The organism is Nonomuraea sp. NPDC003804, assembly GCF_040610675.1.
In the GTDB taxonomy this organism is placed as follows: Bacteria; Actinomycetota; Actinomycetes; order Streptosporangiales; family Streptosporangiaceae; genus Nonomuraea.
Map to the genome: position 1 here is coordinate 183,973 of NZ_JBEXMT010000011.1, position 19,991 is coordinate 203,963.

The window sequence follows — 19,991 nt, forward strand, 5'->3', positions numbered from 1 at the left end:
CCGGTGATCCGCCGGATCGCCGGGAAGCGTTCCGGTGGATCGCCGGGGAGATGCCGGTGATTTCTCCGGATCCCCAGGTAGTCGTAGGGAGGCGGCGGGCGCGCCGCCGCCTCCCTACTCATCGGTCCGTGCTCAGCGGTCCCTGCTCAGCGGTCCGTGCTCATCGGTCAGCGGTGAGGACCAGCCCGCTGGTCGGCACGCCGGTCCCGGCCGTGACCAGGACGTTGGCCGCGCCCGGCACCTGGTTCACCGAGGTGCCCCTGATCTGGCGGACGGCCTCGGCGATGCCGTTCATGCCGTGGATGTAGGCCTCGCCGAGCTGGCCGCCGTGCGGGTTGACCGGCAGGCGGCCGCCGAGCTCGATGCCGCCGTCCTTCACGTAGTCCTTGGCCTCTCCCCTGCCGCAGAAGCCGAGCTCCTCCAGCTGGTTGAGGACGAACGGGGTGAAGTGGTCGTAGAGGATCGCCGTCTGGATGTCCGTGGGCGACAGGCCGGACATCTCCCACAGCTTCCGGCCGACGACGGACATCTCGGGCAGGCCGGTCATGTCGTCGCGGTAGTAGCTGGTCATCATCATCTGACCCGCGCCGGAGCCCTGCGCCGCCGCGGCGATCACCACAGGCGAGCGCCGCAGGTCGCGCGCCCGCTCGGCCGACGTCACGACGACCGCGACCCCGCCGTCGCTCTCCTGGCAGCAGTCCAGCAGGTGCAGCGGCTCCACGATCCACCGCGACGCCTGATGCTCCTCCAGCGTGATCGGCCTGCCGTGGAACCACGCCGCGGGATTGGTGGCCGCGTGCCGGCGCATCGCCACCGCCACCCTGCCGAAGTCCTCGGAGGTGGCCCCGAAGACGTGCATGTACCTGCGCGCGAACATCGCCACCCATGCCGCCGGCGTCATCAGCCCGTACGGCACGTGCCAGCTCATCTCGAGCCCCTGGGAGGACGGCTCGCCGCCCACCCTGGCGTCGGGCTGCCCGAACCTGCGCCCCGAGCGCTCGTTGAAGGCGCGGTAGCAGACCACGGTCTCGGCCGCGCCCGTCGCGACCGCCATCGCCGCGTGCATGACGGTGCCGCACGCCGCGCCGCCGCCGTAGTGGACGCGCGAGAAGAAGGTCAGATCACCGATGCCGACCTCGCGGGCGACGGCGATCTCCTGGTTGGTGTCCTGCGTGTAGGTGACCAGCCCGTCCACGTCGGACGGCGTCAGCCCCGCGTCGTCGAGCGCCGCGAGCACGGCCTCGGCGGCCAGCCGTAACTCCGACCGCCCCGACTCCTTGCTGAACTCCGTGGCCCCGATGCCGGCGATCGCCGCCTGCGACTTCACGCGCCCTCCCGCGGCCGTGCCGTACCGGAGTCGGCCAGCCGGAAGGCGACGGTGGCGGTGGCGTGGTCGCCGAGGCTCACCTTGCCGCGGACCTCGACCGTGTACTCGCCGTCCTCGACGTCGACGACGGCGCCGCTGAACGACAGCCGGTCGCCGGCGTAGGCGGGCACGCCGAGCTTGACGTTGATGCGCTTGATGACCGCCTCGGGGCCGACCCAGTCGGTGACGTACCGCTCGACCAGCCCCATCGTGGTGAGGATGTTGAGGAAGATGTCCTTGGAGCCCTGGGCGCGGGCGCCCTCGACGTCGTGGTGGACGGGGGTGTAGTCCATGGTCGCCAGCGCCGTGGAGACGATCAGGGTGGGGGTGAGGTCGATCGACAGCTCGGGGAGCACCGATCCGATCTCGGCCTGTCCTTCGGTCAGCGTACGCATCACGGCTCCCGCGGTGCCCACAGAGGAAGGGTCAGTTCAGCGTCTATAGAGACGTAGGTCACACGCAACTCCATACCGATACCCACGTCTTCAACCGGACAGTCCACGATGTTGCCCACAATCCTCACACCTTCCGGCAGCTCCACCACAGCCACCACAAAGGGCGCCTCCCTTCCCGGGACGGGCGGGTGGTGGTGCACGACGAAGCTGTAGACGGTGCCCTCCCCGCCGGCCACCACGTGGTCGCGGTTGGCCGACCGGCACGACGGGCACAGCGGCCCCGGCGGGTGCCTGAGCTCGCCGCAGTCGCCGCAGCGCTGGATGCGCAGCTCGCCCTGTTTGACGCCCTCCCAGAAGAAGGCGGTGTCCTGGTTGGTCGCCGGCCTCAGCGGATACGGCTTCCGCCTGGGCTTGGGCCGGAACTTGAGGACCCGGAAGAGCATCTCGGCGACCGCCTCGTCATCCGAGTACCAGGTGACGTTCCAGGTGGCGAAGTAGCCCTCGCCGAGTGCCGTGGTCTTGGGGCCCTTCAGCTCGGTGAAGCGGGTGGCGGCGCTGACCCGCTCCCCCAGCCGCAGGTAGCGGTGGTAGGTGTGCTCGCAGTTGGTGGCGACCACCCCGGTGTATCCGGCGTCGTCGAGCGCGGTGATGATCTGGTCGACCGGTGACGACTGGCGGGGGCCGAGCCCCTGCATCGTCCACACCTGCGCCATCGCGGGCGGCGCCACCCCGTCGGCCAGGTAGACGGGGTTGGTGTCGCCCATCGCGGCGAGCCAGTGCCTGATCATCGGCTCGTTGACGGGGTCCGGCGCGGGCGCGCCGTCCACCTCGCCGAGCGCGATCTGCTTGCTCGCGAGCTCCATGAGCTCCTCGTGGCCGATCACCGCGGCGGCCTCGGCAGCGACAGCCCCAGCATGGCGATCAGCTCGCGCTGCACCTCGTTCACGCCGCCGCCGAAGGTGAGCACGACCGCGCCCTTCACGCCGTGGTCCACCCGTTCCATGAGGTGGGCGGTCTCGGGGTCGGCCGGGTCACCGTACCTGGCCAGGACGTCGCAGACGATCCTGCCGATCTCCTGCATCCGCTCGGAACCGTAGATCTTGGTCGCGGAGGCGTCGGGCGCGCCCAGCCAGCCGAGGTCCATGTTCGCCGCGACCTGCCAGTTGAGCAGCTCGTTCGTGCGGTAGTAGGCGTGGATCCTGGCGACCGCGCGCCGCACGTCCTGGACGTCGAGCAGGTCCTTGGCGCGGGCCCACGCCAGGAAGCGGTCGTAGGTCTGGGCCAGGTTGCCCGCGGGGCCGAGCGTGACCCGCTCGTGGTTGAGCTGGTTGACGATCAGGTCCCAGCCCCTGTCGACCTCGCCGACCACCATGTCCTCGGGGACCTTGACGTCCTGGTAGTAGGTGGCGTTGGTGTGGTGGCGGCCGTCCATGGTGATGATCGGCGTCCACGAGTAGCCAGGGTCGGCGCAGTCCACGATCATCATCGTGATGCCCTTGTGCTTCTTCGCGTCGGGGTTGGTGCGCGCGGCCATCCAGATGTACTGGGCGTAGTGCGCGCCGCTGGTGAAGATCTTCTGGCCGTTGACGACGTAGTGGTCGCCGTCCTTCACCGCGGTCGTGCGCAGCGCGGCCAGGTCGGTGCCCGCCTCGGGCTCGCTGTAGCCGATGGCGAAGTGGCACTCGCCGGCGAGGATGCGCGGCAGGAAGAAGTCCTTCTGCTTCGGCGTGCCGTACTGCATGAGGGTGGGGCCGACGGTCTGCAGCGTGATGATCGGGTACGGCACGGCGGCCCTGGCGATCTCGTTGGCGAAGATCTGCTGCTCCAGCGGGCCGTAGCCGGCTCCGCCGTACTCCTTGGGCCAGCCGAGACCGAGCTTGCCGTCCCTGCCGAGCCGGCGGCAGTGGTCCATGTAGGCGTGGCCGAACGGGTCCTCGGCGATCTTCTTGCGGTCCTCGGCGGTGAGGCAGGCCTGGAAGTACTCGCGCAGCTCGTCGCGGAGCCTGCGCTGCTCAGGGGTCAGGTCGATCAGCATCAGAGGTGCGCTCCGATCAGGTCGAGCTGGGCGTCGGCGCCGCCGAGCAGGTGCGACAGGTGCTTGGCGTGGCCGAAGTAGCGGTGCAGGGGGTAGGTGACGTCGAGGCCGAGGCCGCCGTGCAGGTGCTGGCAGGTGAACAGCGCCCGGAACGCCTCGCAGACGTGGAAGCCCGCGATGGCCGCGTCGTCGCCGTCCATGCCCCACGCGGCCGACCACATCGCGACGTCGAGGGCGCGCGAGGCGATGTACACGTCGGCGATCTGCATGGTGACGGCCTGGAACTCGGCCAGCGGGCGGCCGAACTGCCGGCGGTTCTTGATGTGGTCGGTGGTGAGCCTGAGCGCTCCGGCCAGGACGCCGCTCGCTTGGGCCGCGACGGCGACCGTGACGATCTTCCGCAGGTCGTGTCCCGGGTCGGCGAGCTTCTCGCTGCGGCCGGGAACGATCGTGCCGGACGGCTCGCCCGTGGCGGTGAACTCGGGGACGACCTGGAAGTCGTCGGTGAGGAACAGGCCCTCGCCGGTGGCGTAGAGGGCGTGCGTGGCCTGCTGCGCGTAGGGGGCGCTCATGCCCTTGACCGCGACGGTGGGCAGGCCGTCGACCTGCCTGCCGTACGCGGCCATGGCGAGGGTGGCGGCGAGGACGGGCAGCGCGGGCACGTCGGCCGCCGCCGCGCCCACCTCGCGCAGGACGACGGCCATCTCCACCGCGCCGAGGCCCTCCTCGGGGGTGCAGACGGCGGCCAGTCCGGCCCGTTCCATGGCCGGCCAGCTCGGGTCCTTCGCCAGCAGGTCGGCGGTGAGGGTGCGCAGGTCCTGTTGGGTCTCGTCCAGGGTGAAATCCACTCAGCTCTCCAGTAGGTGCGTACGGCCGTGCCGGGCGAACTCGTCCTCGATCACGCTGATGTCCTCCACTGTCAGCCTCAGGAAACCCGTCGCGCCCCTGGCGGGGGGACGCCACCAGACGGGGTCGGCGGTGCGCCAGGCCTCGCCGGCCAGGACGCGCTTGACGACCTTGTGCGACGGCGTCTGCGGCAGTTCCCTGCACAGGCGGACGTACCGGGGTACGGCCTTGGCGCCCAGCGCGGCGGCGAAGGCCGCGAAGGCGGCCGGGTCGAACGGCCGGTCGAGCACGAGCGCCGCCATCACCTGGTCGCCCGCCGCGGCGTCGGGGACCGGATACACCGCGGCCTCCACCACCCCGTCGAACTCGCGTAGCGCGGCCTCGATGGGCGCCACGGCCAGGTTCTCGCCGTCCACGCGCAGCCGCTCGGTCCCCCTGCCCGCGAAGAAGACGTAGCCGTGCGCGTCGGCGTAGGCCAGGTCGCCCGACCAGTAGGCGCCTTGCCTGATCCGCTCGGCGTCGGCGGCCGGGTCGTTGTAGTAGCCGTCGAACAGGCCGAGGCCCGCCACGTTGACCAGCTCGCCGATCGCCTCGTCGGGGTTGGCGGGCCGGCCGTCCTCGATGGTCGCGGGGGCGCAGCGCTCGCCGGTCAGCGGGTTCCTGATCTCGACGCCGTCGGGGAGCCGGCCGAGCGATCCGGGAGGGCCGGAGGGGTCTGGCGAGATCGACACGGCGCTCTCCGTCGAACCGAACGCGTCGATCACGTGGCAGCCGAAACGCTCGCCGAAGCGGCGGACGGCGGTCGCGCTGCCCTCGTTGCCGAACGCGATGCGCAGCGGGTTGTCAGCGTCGTCCGGCCGCCGGGGCGTGGCCAGGACGTAGGAGAGCGCCTTGCCGACGTAGTGCAGGTAGGTGCAGCCGTGGCGGCGGACGTCCGGCAGCAGGTTCGAGGCGGAGAACCTCCTGCGGACGGCCAGCGCGGCGCCCGAGGCCACGGCGGGGGCGAAGGCGGCCATGAGCGCCCCGGAGTGGAAGAGCGGCATCGAGCAGTAGACGACGTCGTCGGGGGTGAGCATCGCGCCGAGGCTGATGCCGGGGACGGCGATCTTCCGCTGGGTGATCCGCACCGCCCTGGGGGCGCCCGAGGTGCCCGAGGTGAAGATCAGCATCACCAGCTCGCCGGGCGAGCCGTCCGTGCCGTCCGTGCCGTCCTGCCTCGTCACCCCGGCGGGCGCCTGCGGCGGAGCGGAGTGCGCGAGGTCGGCGAGGGGAAAGGCGGGCAGGCCGAGGGAGGCGGCGGTCGGGCCGTACGGCGGGTCCCACAGCAGGAGGCCCACATCGGTGGCGCGGGCGTCCCTGGCCAGCTCGTCGGCGGACCTCGTGGTGTTGAGCGCGACGACCACGGGGCCGCCCAACGCGGCGGCGCCGATGAGGAAGACGAGCTCGGGCACGTTGTCGCAGAGCACGCCCACGTGCCCGGCCCCCGCCAGTGCCGCCGCCCGGGCCCGGCAGGCCGCGACGACCTCCCGCCACGTCCAGATGGCGTCCTCGAACAGCAGGCCGGGACGGTCGTCGGCGGCTCTGCGCGCGAGTAAGCCGGCGAGGGTGTCCGCGGTCATCCCGCCTCCCAGCAAGCGCTCGGTCAACCGCGCCACAAACTAGAACAGATTCTAATATCTGTCCAGTGCCCGCCCCCGATGCGCGATCCCCCCTCTCCTGGGACATGCGGCAGACATGCGCTTCCTTATGACTCGCGAGTAACAAGCGGGACGACACGGACATCGGATAACGTGTTCTCATGCGCCCTCCGCATGCGACTCTCCCCACGCCTCCCGGCAAGGAGGACCAGCCCGCCGCCGGTGTCCGCACCAGAAGCCAGCACCAGCGCCGCAAGCGCATCGTCCAGGCCGCGGCCGCCCTGGCCTCGCGCGGCGGCGTCGAGGCCATGCAGATGCGCACGGTCGCCGAGCGCGCAGGGGTCGCCCTCGGCACCCTCTACCGCTACTTCCCCTCCAAGATGGACCTGGTCGTCGCGGTCGTCGGCGAGGAGATCGACCTGCTGGAGAGCAGCATCGAGCGGCGCCCGCCGAACGCTCCGACGGCCGCGGGGCGGGCGGTCGACGTGCTCATGAGGGCCACGCGCGGGCTGATGCGTGAGCCGGAGCTGGCCGACGCCCTCATCCGATCCCTGATCATGGCCGAGGTCGACACCCCGTTCGGCGACCGGATGGCCGGGCTGCTGCTGCGGGTGGCCGGCGGCGAGCAGACCGCCGAGGACGACCTGATCCTGACCGGGCTGCTGTCGAGCGTGTGGGTGCAGGAACTCCTGGAGATGCTGCGCGGGCGGCGCACGCACGAGCAGATCCAGCGCCGCATCGAGATCGCCGCCACCCGCCTGCTGTCCGGCCTCTGACCCCGCTCACGCGGGCGATCCGGGGCCGCGACGCGGGGTCTGGGAACGGAAGCTGTGGCCGAGCTCGTGGCCGAGCCCGAAGTAGTGCCGGAAGTTGTAGATCAGCGGGCTCCACCGGGCCGGGTCGACGTGCTGCGTGCCCGGCACGACGATGCGCGGGTCGGCGTGGACCTTGAGCACGTCGGCCTCCACGATGAGGAAGTCGCCCGACAGGTCGGGCCTGACCCTGACGGCACGAGCCTCCAACTGGAGGGGACATCCGGCGACCCTGGGCGGCCGGACCAGGTCGGAGGGCTCGGGCCGGAGCCCCGCAGCCGCGAACTTGTCCTGCTCGAAGCGGAAGCTGCCCCGCTTGGTGTCCGGCACCGGGTCGCACCCGGTCAGTGGGGCGAGCCGCTCCACCGCGGCCCACTGCCCCGGCTCCGGCAGGTTGATCACCAGCTCGCTCCGGTCGGCGAGGTTGCGCCCCGTGTGCCCCTCGACGCCGAGGCCCATGACGACCACCTGACCGAGCGCCCACGCCGAGGAGATCGGGGCGAGGTTGGCCGAGCCGTCCTCGTTCTCGGTGGAGAGCAGCACGACCGGCGTCCCGAAGTACAGGATGCTCGGCGTGATCGTCACATGCCCGGTGGCCATGTCCGTGATGTTCATGGCGTCGACCGTAGGACCGGATCGCTTCGGCCCCGGCCGAAGCGACGGCCGGGGCCATCAGGCGTGCTCCGCCGGACAGGGCCTCGACCATCGGGCCACTGGCCCGTTTCCGGCGCCTCGGGCAGGGTGTACCACATGAGAGCCATCAGTCAGGATGTTCTGGGCGGACCAGAGGTACTCAAGGAGATCGACCTTCCCATGCCGGCGCCGGGACCGACCGAGGTACTGGTCAGGGTGCACGCGGCCGGGCTCAACCCGACCGACTGGAAGCACCGGGCGGGCGGCGGCCTCCTGGGCAGGCCGCCGTTCGTGCTCGGCTGGGACGTCTCCGGCGTGGTCGAGGCGGTCGGCGTCGGCGTGTCCCTCCACCAGCCCGGCGACGAGGTCTTCGGCATGCTGCGCTACCCCTCAGGGCACGGCGCGTTCGCCGAGTACGTCACCGCGCCGTCCAGGACCTTCGCCCGCAAGCCCGCCGGCGTCGACCACGTCCAGGCGGGTGCGCTGCCGCTGGCCGCGCTGACGGCATGGCAGGCGCTGGTCGACGCCGCGGGCGTGCGGGCCGGCCGGCGGGTGCTCGTCCACGCCGCCGCGGGCGGCGTCGGCCACCTGGCCGTCCAGATCGCCAAGGCGCGCGGCGCCCACGTCATCGGTACGGCGAGCGCGGCCAAGCACGATTTCCTCCGCTCGCTGGGCGCCGACGAGCTGGTCGACTACCGGAGCGAGGACTTCGCCACGGCGGTGAAGGACGTCGACGTGGTGCTCGACACGATCGGCGGCGACTACGGGCCGCGCTCGCTGGAGACGCTCAGGCCCGGGGGCACACTGGTGTCGCTGGTGCTGTCGCGCCGGGACGACGAGCTTTCCGCCAAGGCGCAGGCACGCGGCGTCCGGGCGGTCGACGTGCTGGTCGAGCCGGACCATGCGGCGATGAAGGCCATCGCGGCACTGGTGGAGGCGGGGCGGCTGCGGGCGGAGATCGCGGCCGTGTTCCCCCTGGCCGAGGCGGCCAAGGCGCACGAGCTCGGCGAGACCGGCAGGACGGTCGGGAAGATCGTGCTGGAAATCAGGCCTTCCACGACAAAGTAGAACGCGTTACATTTTGCCTCCAGAGCATCATTCTGGAGGCAGCTGTGAGCGCACCGGTGATCGTCGAGGCCGTCAGGACACCGATCGGCAAGCGGAACGGATGGCTGTCGGAGCGTAAGCCCCTCCAGGTGCTCGCGGCGGCGCTCAACGGCCTCGTCGACCGGGCGGGGATCGACCCGCGCCTGGTCGAGCAGGTGTTCGCCGGGTGCGTCACGCAGGCGGGCGAGCAGGGCGGCCACGTCGGACGGCACGCCTGGCTGTACGCGGGCCTGCCGTACCAGGCCGGGGTCACCACGATCGACGCGCAGTGCGGGTCGTCCCAGCAGGCCGTGCACCTGGTCGCCGCGCTGATCCAGGCGGGGGTGATCGAGGCGGGCGTGGCCTGCGGGGTCGAGGTGATGAGCAGGGCGCCGCTCGGCAGCAACGTGTTACCCGCCAAGCCGAAGCCCGACGACTGGGCGATCGACCTGCCCGACCAGTTCACGGCGGCCGAGCGCATCGCCCGCAGGCGGGGGCTGACCAGGGAGCGGCTCGACTGGTTCGGCGCCCGGTCGCAGCGGCTCGCGGCCAAGGCGTGGACGGACGGCAGGTACGCCAGGGAGATCGTCCCGGTGGGCGAGGTCTCCAGGGACCAGGGGTTGCGCGAGACGACCACGGAAGGACTCGCGGCGCTGAAGCCGGTGCTCGGCGAGAACGGGTTGCACACCGCAGGCACCTCCTCCCAGGTGTCCGACGGGGCCGCGGCGGTGCTCCTGATGAGCGAGCAGGCGGCCCGGCGGCACGGCCTGCGCCCACGCGCCCGCATCCTCGCCCAGACGCTGGTCGGCGCCGAGCCGCACTACCACCTGGACGGCCCCGTGGACGCCACGGCGGCGGTGCTCGGCAGGGCCGGGATGGCCATGGGCGACATCGACAGGTTCGAGGTGAACGAGGCGTTCGCGGCGGTCGTTCTGTCCTGGGCGTCCGTGCACGAGCCCGACATGGACCGGGTGAACGTCAACGGCGGAGCCATCGCGCTCGGCCACCCCGTCGGGGCGACCGGGGCCCGGCTGGTGACCTCGGCGCTGCACGAACTGGAGCGCGCAGATCTGTCGACCGCCCTCGTGACCATGTGCGCGGGCGGCGCGCTCGCCACGGCCACCATCCTGGAACGCGTCGCATGACCGTACGGCGAAGCGGGGGCGAGCCCGCGAGAGAGGCGACGCGGGAGCCCTCCGGCGCCACACAGGAGGGGGCCGGGAGGCCGACGCGGGACTCCGAAGCCACACGGGAGGGCACCGGGAGGCCGACGCCGGAGTCCTCCGACGCCACACGGGAGAGGGCCGGGAGGCCGACGCGCCGCCGGCCGTACGCCGACCAGCGGCCCCAGGACCTCGGCGGCGGGGTGAGCAGCGTGCCGGTGCCCATCCCCGGCAACCCGCTCGGCTACACGCTCGTCTACGCGATCGACTCGCCCGGCGGCCCGGTGCTGGTGGACGCGGGGTGGAACCATCACGACGCGTGGCAGGCGCTGCGCGCGGGCCTGGCGGCCGTGGGCGTCGACGTGCGGGACGTGCGCGGCGTGGTCGTCACCCACTTCCACCCGGACCACGCGGGGCTGGCCGGACGCGTGCGCGAGGAGTCGGGCGCGTGGATCGCGATGCACGAGGCCGACGCGCGCCTGGTGAAGCTCATGCGCGACCTCGGCGAGGACGAGCACCACGCCTTCCAGTCCGAGATGCTGCGGCGGGCGGGTGCGGGCGCGACCGAGCTGCCCCCGGCCGGTGAGGGACGGCCGGAGCCGCCCGCCGAGCCCGACCTGGCGGTGCGCGACGGCGACCTGCTCGACGTGCCGGGCCGTGTCCTGAGAGCCATCCACACGCCCGGCCACACTCCCGGCCACCTGTGCCTCCACCTGGAGGACGCCGACCGGCTGTTCACCGGCGACCACATCCTGCCCGACATCACTCCTCATGTCGGCATTTATCCCTATGACCGGGACGATGTAGATCCGTTGGCGGATTTCCTGTCCTCGCTCGACCGGGTCGCCGCGCTGGGCCGTACCGAGGCGCGCTCCCCGCCCACGAGTGGCCCTTCCCCGACGCGGCGGCGCGCGCCGCCGAGATCCGCTCCCACCACGAGGACAAGCTCGCCCGGCTGGCCAGCCTGGCCGGCGAGCCCCTCACCATCTGGGAGATCGCCGCCCGCATGACCTGGAACCGCCCGTGGGGCGATCTCCCGCCCGTGCTCCGCGCCATGGCGGCGGGAGAGGCCGCCGCCCACCTCCGCGCCCTGGAGGCCCGCGGCCTGATCCGGCGGCTCCCCGAGGTCGATCCCGTCCGGTTCGTGGCCGTACACTCCTAGACATCCGATGTCTAGGGGGAATACGTGGCGGTCACCGACGCGGCGATCGACAAGATCAAGCAGATGATCCTCTCGGGCGAGCTCTCCCCGGGCGACAGGCTGCCCAAGGAGGCCGACCTGGCCGAACGCCTCGGCCTGTCACGCAACTCGCTGCGCGAAGCCGTACGGGCACTGGCGCTCATCAACGTCCTCGACGTACGGCAGGGCGACGGCACCTACGTCACCAGCCTCGAACCCCGGCTGCTGCTCGACACGATGTCGTTCGTCCTCGACCTGCACCGCGACGACACGGTGATCCAGTTCTTCGAGGTGCGCCGCATCCTCGAACCCGCCGCCACCGCGATGGCCGCGCTCACGATGAGCGACGAGGACATCGCCGAGCTGAAGGCGGTGCTCGACTCGCTGCCGCCCGAGCCGACGATCGAGGAGCTGGTGGCCAACGACCTCACCTTCCACCAGCGCATCGCCCAGGGGTCGGGCAACGCCGTGCTGTGCTCGTTCATCGAGAGCCTCTCGGGCCCGACCACCAGGGCGCGCATCTGGCGCGGCCTCACCCAGGAGGGCGCCCTGGAGAAGACGCGGGAACAGCACATCTCGATCTACGAGGCGATCGCGTCGCGGCAGGCGGAGGTGGCGCGGTCGTGGGCGGTCGTCCACGTGGCAGGGGTGGAGTCCTGGCTGCAGAAGGCCCTCTGACGGCGGCGGGGGTGACCACGTCGGCTGTGTCGGCCGGGCCCGCCACCGCCGTCACGCCCGGCAGGCGCTACTGCGCGTGAGCAGGTACGCGGTCCGCATCAGCGCCTGCTGGCGGCTTTGCACGAACTCGTCGAAGCCGTCGTGACGATCCACTGTGATCTCCTCTCGCCGGTACCCAACGCGACCTACCGGGCGAAAGGTTGCAGGTGCCCGCCGACTCCGACCGGGAGCCGACCCTGGCGCATGTGTCCGGCTACGGCGCGGTGGCCGCGGTTCCCGTGGACGGGAGCCGGTCGAGAGCGATCCCGAAGTGGTCGAGGTAGGCGGCGCGGAGGTCGCTCTCCTGCAGCACCTGCTCGGTGCGCTCGCCGTTCACCGTCCGGATGAGCTTGCGGCCGCTGATCGTGGTCCGGCCCTCGGCGGCGCGGAGGGAGCAGACCGGTGACCTGGTGAAGTGCGACTGGGGAGAGGTGGTGTGCCACCAGCAGGTCGGGCCGAAGTCCGCCAGTTCGTACGGCCGGGCGGTCAGCCGGTAGGCCGGGTCGCCCTTGTGGACGATGTCGAGGTCGCCGTGCCCGCTGGGTGCGGGGACGACCTGGACGGCGCCCGCGTCGTCCTTCTGCTCGGCCCGCTCGTCGAGCCGCAGCGGCTCGTCGGCGAAGTCGCCGAATCCGACGTCGACCAGCCAGGGCTCGTCGAGATCGACGCGGATCGCCAGGTGGTCGAACAGCGGTCCCAGCCGCTCACCCTGGAAGGCCCTGGCGGCCAGCAGGGTCACCCGGTAGCCGAGCGCGGTCAGCAGTTCGGCGAACAACCCGTTCAGCTCGTAACAGAATCCGCCGCGACGGCGCGCGACGATCTTGTCGTGGAGCGCGCCGGGGTCGAGGGAGATCGGCTCGCCGAGATGGATGCTCAGGTTCTCGAACGGCACCGCTCTCAGGTGGGCGCGCTGAAGGGCACGCAGGCCGGCCGCGTCCGGTTCGGCCGGCCGCGTCGCGCCGAATCTGTCCAGATAGCGGGAGATCTCCGACTCGTTCACGAGACAAGCAAACCATGCGGCGGGTGACGCTGTGCGCCCTGGAAGTCAGGCGCTGCGGGGCCGTGTCGCGGGCTGGAACATGAAGGAGATCGCCTCCATGAGCCCCTGCCGCTTGGTCTTCTGGATGGCCGCGATCCGCCACTGGCCGCCCGCCTCGCGTACGACGGTGTAGGTCTGCACCTTGCCGAGCTTCTTGGGCCTGCTCTTGTAGACGTCGCCGCGGCTGACGACGACGGCGGTGTCCGGGCCGTAGAAGCGGATGTCGATGATCTCCATCGCCAGGCGGCTGCCCTTGAGGAAGCTGTCGAACAGGACCTGGTGGGCCCGGCCGATCTCCGCGCCGCCCCGGTAGACGCTGCCGACGAAGGTCACGTCGGTGGCGTCGGCGGTGAACTGCGCGCCGTAGGCGGTGCCGTCGCCGCGGTCCCAGGCCTCCCGCGCCCGCTCCAGCAGCGCGCGAACGGCGGCGGTGTCGCTCTCGATGGCGGTGTCGCGGGTCATGTCGCTCCCCTTCCATTCAGCTTCTTCTATCAAGATTCTGCTTTGGTTAACTATCTTCTCTGAAGAAGAGATTAGCGCAGGGCAGCATGATGTCAAGCCCGTATGGATGAGTAGGGGCGTACTCAGGCGCGACGCCTCCCCTGTCGCCCACACTCGCCCTGGACGACACCTCAAGGAGCCGCAAGGAGATGGTGGAGATGGACATCCATCTGGCGCGTGCCGACGCACGGCGAGCGAAGGCCCTGGCGAACACCGAGTCGCCGTACACGATCGAGGTCCGGTTCATGGGCGGGCTGAGCGAGACGCAGAAGGCGGCGTTCGCCGCCGCCGCCGACCGCTGGGCGCGGGTCATCGTGGGCGACCTCCCCGACGTCCGGATCCCCGAGCTGGAGGGCCTGCCCGCCGGCATCGCGGCGGGCGAGCGGATCGACGACCTGGTGATCCTCGCGGAGGGCGCGAAGATCGACGGCCCCGGCACCGAGCAGGGCAACATCCTCGGCCAGGCGGGTCCCCTGCTCCTCAGGTCCGGCAGCGCGCTCCCGGCGGTCGGCGTCATGCGGTTCGACACCTTCGACCTGGACCGGATGGAGCAGACGGGGCTGCTGCACGACGTGATCGTGCACGAGATGGGTCACGCGCTGGGCTTCGGCACGATCTGGGAGACGCTGGGGCTGTCGACGGGTCTCGGCGGTCCCGACCCGACCTTCGTGGGCCCGGCCGCGAGCAGGGAGTTCGGGGTGCTGCTGGGCGCGGCCGGACCGCATGCCGTCCCGGTGGAGAACGTCGGCGGTCCCGGCAGCGTGGGCGGGCACTGGCGCGAGTCGGTGTTCGGGGTGGAGCTGATGACCAGCAGGGTCTCGCAGCTCGGCAACCCGATCAGCAGGACCAGCGTCGCGGCGCTGGAGGACATGGGCTACCAGGTGGACCTGGCGGCGGCCGAGCCGTACGTGCTGCCGTCGCCGCTGTTCATGGCCGAGGTCAGGGCCATGCGGCCGGAGGTGGCTCCGACCTGCACGGTCGCCGCCCCCGAACCGATCGCCACCATCTGAGCCGCCGGCCCACCCCGTCCCCACCCCACCGCCGCGACGCACGGACCGGGCCGCATGACCCGGCACGCTCTCCCGGCGCACCACCACGGCGCGCGGACCCGCGCGTCCCGGCGCGCCCGGTGCTCGGACCCGGCGGTCGGCTGCGGTGGGCTGGGATACTCGGCGGATGCGGATAGATGATCTCGAACCGGACAGGACCCTGCTGGACCTGCAGCACGCCGCCTACGCCGTCGAGGCCGAGCTCATCGGCGACGACCGGATCCCGCCCCTGCGCGAGACGCTCGACGACCTGATCGCCGCGCCGCTGGCGTGGCGGGGCGCGTTCGACGACGAGGGCATGCTGGTGGGCGCGGTGGCGTGGACGGAGACCGACGACCTGGTCGACATCGACCGTCTCGTCGTCGATCCGCGCGCTCACCGGCGGGGCATCGGAAGGACGCTGGTCGCCGAGCTGCTCGACCGGGCGGACGGCCGGACGACCGTCGTCTCCACCGGCCGCGGCAACGTCCCGGCGCGGACCCTCTACGAGCGGCTCGGGTTCACCAGGATCGAGGACGTCGAGGTGATTTCCGGCCTGTGGATCACCAGGTACGAGCGCCGCGGGTAGAACCACGTCGTGGCCGACAAGCTGGAGCGGTATCGCGACATGAGAGACCCGGCGAAGACGCCTGAGCCGGTACCTGAGCGGGCGCCCGAGCCGGGGGGCGACGACACGTTCGTCATCCAGGAGCACCACGCCCGGTCGCTGCACTGGGATCTGCGGCTGGAGCGCGACGGCGTGCTCGCCTCCTGGGCGATACCGAAGGGCCTGCCCGAGGACCCGGCGGTCAACCACCTGGCGGTCCACACCGAGGACCACCCGATGGAGTACTCGACGTTCGAGGGGGAGATCCCGCGCGGCGAGTACGGCGGCGGCACGATGACGATCTGGGACCGCGGCACCTACGAGACGGAGAAGTGGTCGGACCGCGAGGTCAAGGTGGTGCTGCACGGGGAGCGGACGCAGGGCAGGTTCGCGCTGTTCCAGACGAACGGCAAGAACTGGATGATCCACCGCATGGATCCCCCGTCGCGGGATCCGCTGCCTGGTCCGGCCCCCATGCTGCCCGTGCGGCGCGCCCGGCTGCCGAGGAACGCCGAGGAATACGCCTTCGAGTTCGCGTGGGGCGGGCGCAGGACGCTGGTGCCGATCGAGGGCGGGCGCACCGACGTGCCGCTGCTGAGGCCGCTGGCCGAACGGCTCGGCAGCCGGACGGCGGTGCTCGACGGCGAGATCGTCTCCCTGGCGGGCGAGGAGGTGTTCATCGCCTACGACCTGCTCTACGACGCCGGCCGTTCACTGGTCGGCGAGCCGTACCGGACGCGCAGGGCGGCGCTGGAGGCGCTGGAGATCGCGGGCGCCAGGTGGCAGACCGCGCCCGCGTGGCCCGGCCAGGCCCAGCCGGTACGGCAGGCCGCCCGCGACCAGGGCTTGCCCGGCGTGGTCGCCAAGCGCCTCGACTCGCCCTACGAGGAGGGCGAGTCGAAGGCGTGGATCTTCGTCCCGGCGGAGGCGTGACGGCCGGAAGGCCTGCGCGGATGCGCCCGGCCCGGACGTCCGCTCCCGGAACGACCGGGACACGCCACCTGCCCAGCGCCCGCGAACGTACCAGCCGGGACACGCCACCTGCCCAGCACCGGCGGACGTACCAGCCGGGACACGCGACCGGCCCAGCGCCCGCGGCCGCCGGTCGTTCCTTCAGGCGCCTGGAGCGGGGACGGCGTGCTCGGCGGCGCGGCTGACCCACTCCCACCCGGCCCAGGTGTCCATCCGCTGCCGCGAGATGTCGAAGGCCAGGTCGTACACCATGCTGCCGAGCAGCAGCCGCAGCGGCGGCTCGTCGCTGTCGACCAGCGCGAGCACGGCCTGGGCGGCCAGGCGCGGCTCGCTGTCGATCGACCCTTCGGCCCACTGCTTCTCCAGCTCGGCCCGTAGCGGGGCGTAGGGCGGCAGCGGCGTGGTGGCGGTCATGCTGGTGTAGAGGTCGGTCCAGTACCCGCCGGGCTGCACGATCGTGAGCTTGACGCCGAACTGGGCCGCCTCCATGGCCAGCGCCTCGCTCATGCCCTCCAGCGCGAACTTGCTCGCGCTGTAGAGGCCGGTCGTGGGGAAGCCGCCGAGCCCGGCGATGCTGGAGATCTGCACGATGTGCCCCGCCCGCTGGGCCCGAAGGTACGGCATGACGGCCTGGCCGACCCACAGCGCGCCGAAGAAGTTGACCTCCATCTGCGCTCGGGCCTGCTCTTCGGTGAACTCCTCGACCATGCCGGCGGACATGGCGCCCGCGTTGTTGACGACGATGTCGAGCCTGCCGAAATGCTCGTGGGCGGCCGCGACGGTGGCGAGCACCGCGGCACGGTCGGTGACGTCGAGGGGCAGGACGAGCAGGTCGCCCGGGTGGGCGGCTTCCAGCTCGCGCAGCGGCTCGACGTTCCTGGCCACGGCGACCACCTGGTCGCCGCGCTCCAGCGCGGCCTCGGTGAACGCGCGGCCCAGACCGCGGCTGGCGCCGGTGATGAACCAGGTCCTGGCGGTATCTGCGGTACGCATGGGTGAGGCTCCGATCTGTACGAGCCGAGACGGTTCGTCTCGTGTTGTGTGGACAACTATGGGGATCTGGACGCGGAATGTCAAGACGGTCCGTCTCGTCTCAGGTAAGCTGCTGCCCGTGACAGCGAACACGGCCCGACGGAGCGAGACCTCCCGGCAGGCCATCCTCACCGCCGCCTTCGAGCTCGTGACCGAGGTCGGCTACGCCAGGCTCAGCATCGAGGGCATCGCCGCGCGGGCGGGCGTCGGCAAGCAGACCATCTACCGGTGGTGGCCGTCCAAGGGCGCCGTGCTCTTCGACGCCTTCCTCACGGCCATGGGCGGGGGGCCTGGCGACGAGGCGGCCCTGCCCGACACCGGCGACCTGGCGGCGGACCTCAAGACGGTCCTCCACGCCACGGTCGACGAGCTGAACGATCCCCGCTACGACGAGCCGATGCGCGCGCTCAACACCGAGATCGTCCACGACGCCGAGCTGGCCGCCGCCTACGCCGAACGGCTCGACCTGCCGATGCGCGAGATCAAGCGGAAGCGGCTGCGGGCGGCCCAGGAGGCGGGGCAGCTCGCCGCCGACCTCGATCTCGACCTGGCCATCGACCTGCTGTGGGGGCCGCTGCTCAACCGCTGGATGCAGCGCGGCGGCCCGCTCACCCACGAGTACGCGAGCGCCCTGGTGGACACGGCGCTCACCGGCATGCGCCCCCCGCGCTGACCCGAGCGCTCACCGGCATCCCCCGGGCATGCGGCCGGGCGCTCACCGGCATGTGCCCGGCCGGCACCACGTTCGCGGCCGGCGACAGCTAGCCGAGTTCCTCCCACAGCTCGTCCGGCACCGGACGGTCGGCGAGGGCGGCGTTCCTGCGCACCTCGTCCGCGGTCCTGGCGCCCAGCACGATCGAGGCCACCGCCGGATGCCGCAGCGGAAAGGCGATGGCCGCCTGCGGCAGCGTGACCCCGTGCCGGGCGCAGATCCCGGCGATCTTCGAGGCCCGGTCCACCAGCTCGGCCGGCGCGGGCGCGTAGTTGAACGTGGCGCCCGGCTCGTCGGTGGCGAGCAGGCCGCTGTTGAAGACGCCGGCCGCGATCACCTGGACGCCGCGGGCGGCGCACTCCTCCAGCAGCGGCAGGCCCGTACGGTCGAGCAGCGTGTAGCGCCCCGCGAGCATGACCACGTCGATGTCGGTCTCCTGGACGAAGCGCAGCGGGAGCTCCCACTGGTTCGTCCCGACGCCGATCGCCCTCAGCAGACCCTCGTCGCGCATCGCGGCCAGCTCGGGGTAGGCCTCGTCGAGCGCCTGCTCGGCGTGGTCGTCCGGGTCGTGGATGAGGGCCAGGTCGACGGCGGGCAGGCCGAGCCGTACCAGGGACTCCTCGATCGACCGGCGGACGCCGGCCGCGGAGAAGTCCCACTGCCTGCGCAGGCCGGTCGTGACGGCGAAGCCGTCGGGGTCGGGGGCGGGTTCGGCGGGCACCAGCAGCCGGCCGACCTTGGTGGACAGGACGTAGCCCGAGCGCCCCGCCAGCGCCGCGCCGAGACGGCGCTCGGACAGGCCGAGGCCGTAATGCGGCGCGGTGTCGAACAGGCGCGTCCCGGTGTCCCAGGCGGCGTCGACGGCCGCGCGCGCGTCGTCGTCGCTGACCTCGGTGTAGAGGTTGCCGATCGGCGCGCCGCCGAACCCGAGCCTGGACAGGACCGGCCGCGCCGGCTTCACCGCATCTCCCAGACCAGCTTGAGTCCGCCCGTGCTCTTGTCGAAGTCGCCGTCGAGCAGAGGGTTCATCTTCGCCTGCCACGCCCGGTCGGCCGGGTGGTCCCGCAGCGCGTCCTGGAGGGCGGCGTAGTCCTCGACCTCCACGAAGTGGAACAGGTCGCGGCCGTCGCGCCAGATCCGCCAGGAGTGGACGCCGTGCTCCCGCATGGCCTCCTCCAGCTCGGCGGGGATGGTGGCGTGCTCCTTGTCGTAGATCTCCTCGCAGCCGGCCTTGAGCCGGGTCCGCAACGCCAGTCGCTGCATCAGTCCTGCGCCTTCCCTCCGGCCACCCTGCTGATCATCAACGCCACCAGGATGATCACGCCGTAGACGAGCTGCTTCCACTCACCCGGGACGCCTCGCAGCGTGAGGATGTTCTCCACCAGGCCGATCACCAGGACACCGGTGAGCGCGCCGAAGATCGTGCCCTTGCCGCCGTCCATGCTGACGCCGCCGATGACCGCGGCGGCGAAGACCATGAAGATCCACCCCACGCCCTGGTTGGCGCTGATGCCGCCCAGGCGGCCGGTCTCCAGGACTCCGGCGAGCGCCGCCAGCGCCCCGCCGATGATGAACACGCTCCACAGCACCCGCTCCACCCTGATGCCCGCGGCGCGGGCGGCGTCGGCGTTGCCGCCGATGGCGTAGAGGGCCCGGCCGAGGCGGAAGTAGCCGAGCGCGACGATGCCGGCGGCGAACAGCACGCCCGCGATCCAGATGGCCGCGGGCAGCCCGAGCCAGGAGGCGCTGCCCAGGTAGAGCAGCGAGTCGGGCAGCTCGAACAGGCTCTTGCCGCCGGTCAGCCCCAGGTGCAGGCCGTGCACGACGATCAGCATGGCCAGCGTCACGACGAACGCCGACAGCTGGAACTTCAGGATCAGGAAGCCGTTGAACGCGCCGATCGCCGCGCCGATGAGCAGGCAGATGGGGATCGCCAGCAGCCCCATGGCGCCGGAGGCGGCGGGGATCATCAGCACGGTGATCGCGGGCGCCATGCCGACCGTCGACTCCAGCGACAGGTCGAACTTGCCCGCGATCAGGATCAGCGCCTCGGCCAGCACGACCAGCGCGAGCGCCGACTGCTGCTGCAGGACGTTGATGAGGTTGCCCGGACTGAGGAACACCGGATCCACGAACGCCCCCACGACCAGCAAGAGCACGATCACCGGCACCAGCGTCAGGTCGCGGAACCTCGCCAGCTTGAGGCGCGGTGCGGGTGCGGTCATGGTTG

General features: G+C 71.7%; 22 protein-coding genes. 9 read left to right on the top strand and 13 right to left on the bottom strand.

Going from position 1 to position 19,991, the window contains the following annotated elements:
* Positions 1–160 precede the first annotated feature (160 nt).
* From ABZX22_RS17670 to ABZX22_RS17695, 6 genes are read right to left on the bottom strand one after another with little or no spacing between them, the layout of a single operon-like run.
* The gene (locus ABZX22_RS17670; protein WP_354909900.1) at positions 161–1,327 is read right to left on the bottom strand and encodes a lipid-transfer protein; all 1,167 of its coding nucleotides are present in this window, start codon (positions 1,325–1,327) and stop codon (positions 161–163) included.
* Positions 1,324–1,761 carry a MaoC family dehydratase gene (locus ABZX22_RS17675; protein ID WP_354909902.1) on the bottom strand — a complete coding sequence of 146 codons (438 nt, stop codon included), beginning with the start codon at positions 1,759–1,761 and terminating at the stop codon, positions 1,324–1,326. The genes ABZX22_RS17670 and ABZX22_RS17675 overlap by 4 nt, the downstream gene beginning before the upstream one ends.
* Positions 1,761–2,624, bottom strand: a complete 864-nt coding sequence (locus tag ABZX22_RS17680) for a bifunctional MaoC family dehydratase N-terminal/OB-fold nucleic acid binding domain-containing protein (protein WP_354909905.1) — start codon at positions 2,622–2,624, stop codon at positions 1,761–1,763. Before ABZX22_RS17680 ends, ABZX22_RS17675 begins: the two co-directional genes overlap by 1 nt.
* A 17-nt stretch (positions 2,625–2,641) precedes the next feature.
* Positions 2,642–3,796: an acyl-CoA dehydrogenase family protein gene (locus tag ABZX22_RS17685; protein WP_354909907.1), complete on the bottom strand. Its 1,155-nt coding sequence runs from the start codon at positions 3,794–3,796 to the stop codon at positions 2,642–2,644.
* Positions 3,796–4,644 carry an acyl-CoA dehydrogenase family protein gene (locus ABZX22_RS17690; RefSeq protein ID WP_354909910.1) on the bottom strand — a complete coding sequence of 283 codons (849 nt, stop codon included), beginning with the start codon at positions 4,642–4,644 and terminating at the stop codon, positions 3,796–3,798. Before ABZX22_RS17690 ends, ABZX22_RS17685 begins: the two co-directional genes overlap by 1 nt.
* The gene (locus ABZX22_RS17695) at positions 4,645–6,261 is read right to left on the bottom strand and encodes an AMP-binding protein (protein WP_354909913.1); all 1,617 of its coding nucleotides are present in this window, start codon (positions 6,259–6,261) and stop codon (positions 4,645–4,647) included.
* Positions 6,262–6,440: 179 nt separating this feature from the next.
* On the opposite strand from ABZX22_RS17695, the gene ABZX22_RS17700 reads away from it, so the two are divergent.
* Positions 6,441–7,055, top strand: a complete 615-nt coding sequence (locus ABZX22_RS17700) for a TetR family transcriptional regulator (protein WP_354909915.1) — start codon at positions 6,441–6,443, stop codon at positions 7,053–7,055.
* A 6-nt stretch (positions 7,056–7,061) separates the two neighbouring features.
* Here ABZX22_RS17700 and ABZX22_RS17705 read toward each other — a convergent pair whose 3' ends face one another.
* Positions 7,062–7,706 (bottom strand): flavin reductase family protein, encoded by a 645-nt coding sequence (locus ABZX22_RS17705; protein WP_354909917.1) that lies wholly within the window; start codon positions 7,704–7,706, stop codon positions 7,062–7,064.
* Positions 7,707–7,841: 135 nt separating this feature from the next.
* Here ABZX22_RS17705 and ABZX22_RS17710 point away from each other — a divergent pair, with 135 nt between their 5' ends.
* From ABZX22_RS17710 to ABZX22_RS17725, 4 genes are all read left to right on the top strand, one after another.
* Positions 7,842–8,792 carry an NADP-dependent oxidoreductase gene (locus tag ABZX22_RS17710; RefSeq protein ID WP_354909920.1) on the top strand — a complete coding sequence of 317 codons (951 nt, stop codon included), beginning with the start codon at positions 7,842–7,844 and terminating at the stop codon, positions 8,790–8,792.
* Between the two features lie 44 nt (positions 8,793–8,836).
* Positions 8,837–9,955 carry a steroid 3-ketoacyl-CoA thiolase gene (locus ABZX22_RS17715; RefSeq protein WP_354909922.1) on the top strand — a complete coding sequence of 373 codons (1,119 nt, stop codon included), beginning with the start codon at positions 8,837–8,839 and terminating at the stop codon, positions 9,953–9,955.
* Positions 9,956–10,185: 230 nt separating this feature from the next.
* Complete coding sequence (locus ABZX22_RS17720) at positions 10,186–10,983, top strand: MBL fold metallo-hydrolase (RefSeq protein WP_354909923.1); 798 nt, start codon at positions 10,186–10,188, stop codon at positions 10,981–10,983.
* A 176-nt stretch (positions 10,984–11,159) separates the two neighbouring features.
* Positions 11,160–11,831 carry a FadR/GntR family transcriptional regulator gene (locus ABZX22_RS17725; protein WP_354909926.1) on the top strand — a complete coding sequence of 224 codons (672 nt, stop codon included), beginning with the start codon at positions 11,160–11,162 and terminating at the stop codon, positions 11,829–11,831.
* A gap of 253 nt (positions 11,832–12,084) precedes the next feature.
* Here the strand turns inward: ABZX22_RS17725 and ABZX22_RS17730 are convergent, their stop codons facing one another.
* On the bottom strand, positions 12,085–12,870 hold the full coding sequence (locus ABZX22_RS17730; RefSeq protein ID WP_354909929.1) for an arylamine N-acetyltransferase: 786 nt from the start codon (positions 12,868–12,870) through the stop codon (positions 12,085–12,087).
* Between the two features lie 45 nt (positions 12,871–12,915).
* Positions 12,916–13,371 carry an SgcJ/EcaC family oxidoreductase gene (locus tag ABZX22_RS17735; RefSeq protein WP_354909931.1) on the bottom strand — a complete coding sequence of 152 codons (456 nt, stop codon included), beginning with the start codon at positions 13,369–13,371 and terminating at the stop codon, positions 12,916–12,918.
* Positions 13,372–13,568: 197 nt separating this feature from the next.
* Here ABZX22_RS17735 and ABZX22_RS17740 point away from each other — a divergent pair, with 197 nt between their 5' ends.
* From ABZX22_RS17740 to ABZX22_RS17750, 3 genes are all read left to right on the top strand, one after another.
* The gene (locus ABZX22_RS17740; RefSeq protein ID WP_354909934.1) at positions 13,569–14,420 is read left to right on the top strand and encodes a leishmanolysin-related zinc metalloendopeptidase; all 852 of its coding nucleotides are present in this window, start codon (positions 13,569–13,571) and stop codon (positions 14,418–14,420) included.
* A gap of 166 nt (positions 14,421–14,586) precedes the next feature.
* Positions 14,587–15,027 (top strand): GNAT family N-acetyltransferase, encoded by a 441-nt coding sequence (locus ABZX22_RS17745; RefSeq protein WP_354909936.1) that lies wholly within the window; start codon positions 14,587–14,589, stop codon positions 15,025–15,027.
* 9 nt (positions 15,028–15,036) lie between these two features.
* Positions 15,037–15,978, top strand: a complete 942-nt coding sequence (locus ABZX22_RS17750; protein ID WP_354909938.1) for a DNA polymerase ligase N-terminal domain-containing protein — start codon at positions 15,037–15,039, stop codon at positions 15,976–15,978.
* Positions 15,979–16,158: 180 nt separating this feature from the next.
* Here the strand turns inward: ABZX22_RS17750 and ABZX22_RS17755 are convergent, their stop codons facing one another.
* The gene (locus tag ABZX22_RS17755) at positions 16,159–17,010 is read right to left on the bottom strand and encodes an SDR family oxidoreductase (protein WP_354909940.1); all 852 of its coding nucleotides are present in this window, start codon (positions 17,008–17,010) and stop codon (positions 16,159–16,161) included.
* Between the two features lie 118 nt (positions 17,011–17,128).
* Between ABZX22_RS17755 and ABZX22_RS17760 the strand changes: the two genes are divergently transcribed.
* Entirely contained in the window at positions 17,129–17,722 is a 594-nt protein-coding gene (locus tag ABZX22_RS17760) for a TetR/AcrR family transcriptional regulator (RefSeq protein WP_354909943.1), read from the top strand.
* An 88-nt stretch (positions 17,723–17,810) separates the two neighbouring features.
* On the opposite strand, the gene ABZX22_RS17765 is transcribed toward ABZX22_RS17760, so the two are convergent.
* The 3 genes from ABZX22_RS17765 to ABZX22_RS17775 are packed head-to-tail and all read right to left on the bottom strand — an operon-like array spanning position 17,811 to position 19,986.
* Positions 17,811–18,722 carry an aldo/keto reductase gene (locus ABZX22_RS17765; RefSeq protein ID WP_354909945.1) on the bottom strand — a complete coding sequence of 304 codons (912 nt, stop codon included), beginning with the start codon at positions 18,720–18,722 and terminating at the stop codon, positions 17,811–17,813.
* The gene (locus tag ABZX22_RS17770; protein WP_354909948.1) at positions 18,719–19,024 is read right to left on the bottom strand and encodes an L-rhamnose mutarotase; all 306 of its coding nucleotides are present in this window, start codon (positions 19,022–19,024) and stop codon (positions 18,719–18,721) included. The genes ABZX22_RS17765 and ABZX22_RS17770 overlap by 4 nt, the downstream gene beginning before the upstream one ends.
* Positions 19,024–19,986 carry an ABC transporter permease gene (locus ABZX22_RS17775; RefSeq protein ID WP_354909949.1) on the bottom strand — a complete coding sequence of 321 codons (963 nt, stop codon included), beginning with the start codon at positions 19,984–19,986 and terminating at the stop codon, positions 19,024–19,026. Before ABZX22_RS17775 ends, ABZX22_RS17770 begins: the two co-directional genes overlap by 1 nt.
* Positions 19,987–19,991 lie beyond the last annotated feature (5 nt).

What these genes read in the sequence shown, in the direction of transcription:
- ABZX22_RS17675 (WP_354909902.1), bottom strand. Translation starts at nt 1,761, where the DNA reads ATGCGTACGCTGACCGAAGGACAGGCCGAGATCGGATCGGTGCTCCCC.
- ABZX22_RS17680 (WP_354909905.1), bottom strand. Translation starts at nt 2,624, where the DNA reads ATGGAGCTCGCGAGCAAGCAGATCGCGCTCGGCGAGGTGGACGGCGCG.
- ABZX22_RS17685 (WP_354909907.1), bottom strand. Translation starts at nt 3,796, where the DNA reads ATGCTGATCGACCTGACCCCTGAGCAGCGCAGGCTCCGCGACGAGCTG.
- ABZX22_RS17695 (WP_354909913.1), bottom strand. Translation starts at nt 6,261, where the DNA reads ATGACCGCGGACACCCTCGCCGGCTTACTCGCGCGCAGAGCCGCCGAC.
- ABZX22_RS17700 (WP_354909915.1), top strand. Translation starts at nt 6,441, where the DNA reads ATGCGCCCTCCGCATGCGACTCTCCCCACGCCTCCCGGCAAGGAGGAC.
- ABZX22_RS17705 (WP_354909917.1), bottom strand. Translation starts at nt 7,706, where the DNA reads ATGAACATCACGGACATGGCCACCGGGCATGTGACGATCACGCCGAGC.
- ABZX22_RS17710 (WP_354909920.1), top strand. Translation starts at nt 7,842, where the DNA reads ATGAGAGCCATCAGTCAGGATGTTCTGGGCGGACCAGAGGTACTCAAG.
- ABZX22_RS17735 (WP_354909931.1), bottom strand. Translation starts at nt 13,371, where the DNA reads ATGACCCGCGACACCGCCATCGAGAGCGACACCGCCGCCGTTCGCGCG.
- ABZX22_RS17740 (WP_354909934.1), top strand. Translation starts at nt 13,569, where the DNA reads ATGGACATCCATCTGGCGCGTGCCGACGCACGGCGAGCGAAGGCCCTG.
- ABZX22_RS17745 (WP_354909936.1), top strand. Translation starts at nt 14,587, where the DNA reads ATGCGGATAGATGATCTCGAACCGGACAGGACCCTGCTGGACCTGCAG.
- ABZX22_RS17755 (WP_354909940.1), bottom strand. Translation starts at nt 17,010, where the DNA reads ATGCGTACCGCAGATACCGCCAGGACCTGGTTCATCACCGGCGCCAGC.
- ABZX22_RS17770 (WP_354909948.1), bottom strand. Translation starts at nt 19,024, where the DNA reads ATGCAGCGACTGGCGTTGCGGACCCGGCTCAAGGCCGGCTGCGAGGAG.
- ABZX22_RS17775 (WP_354909949.1), bottom strand. Translation starts at nt 19,986, where the DNA reads ATGACCGCACCCGCACCGCGCCTCAAGCTGGCGAGGTTCCGCGACCTG.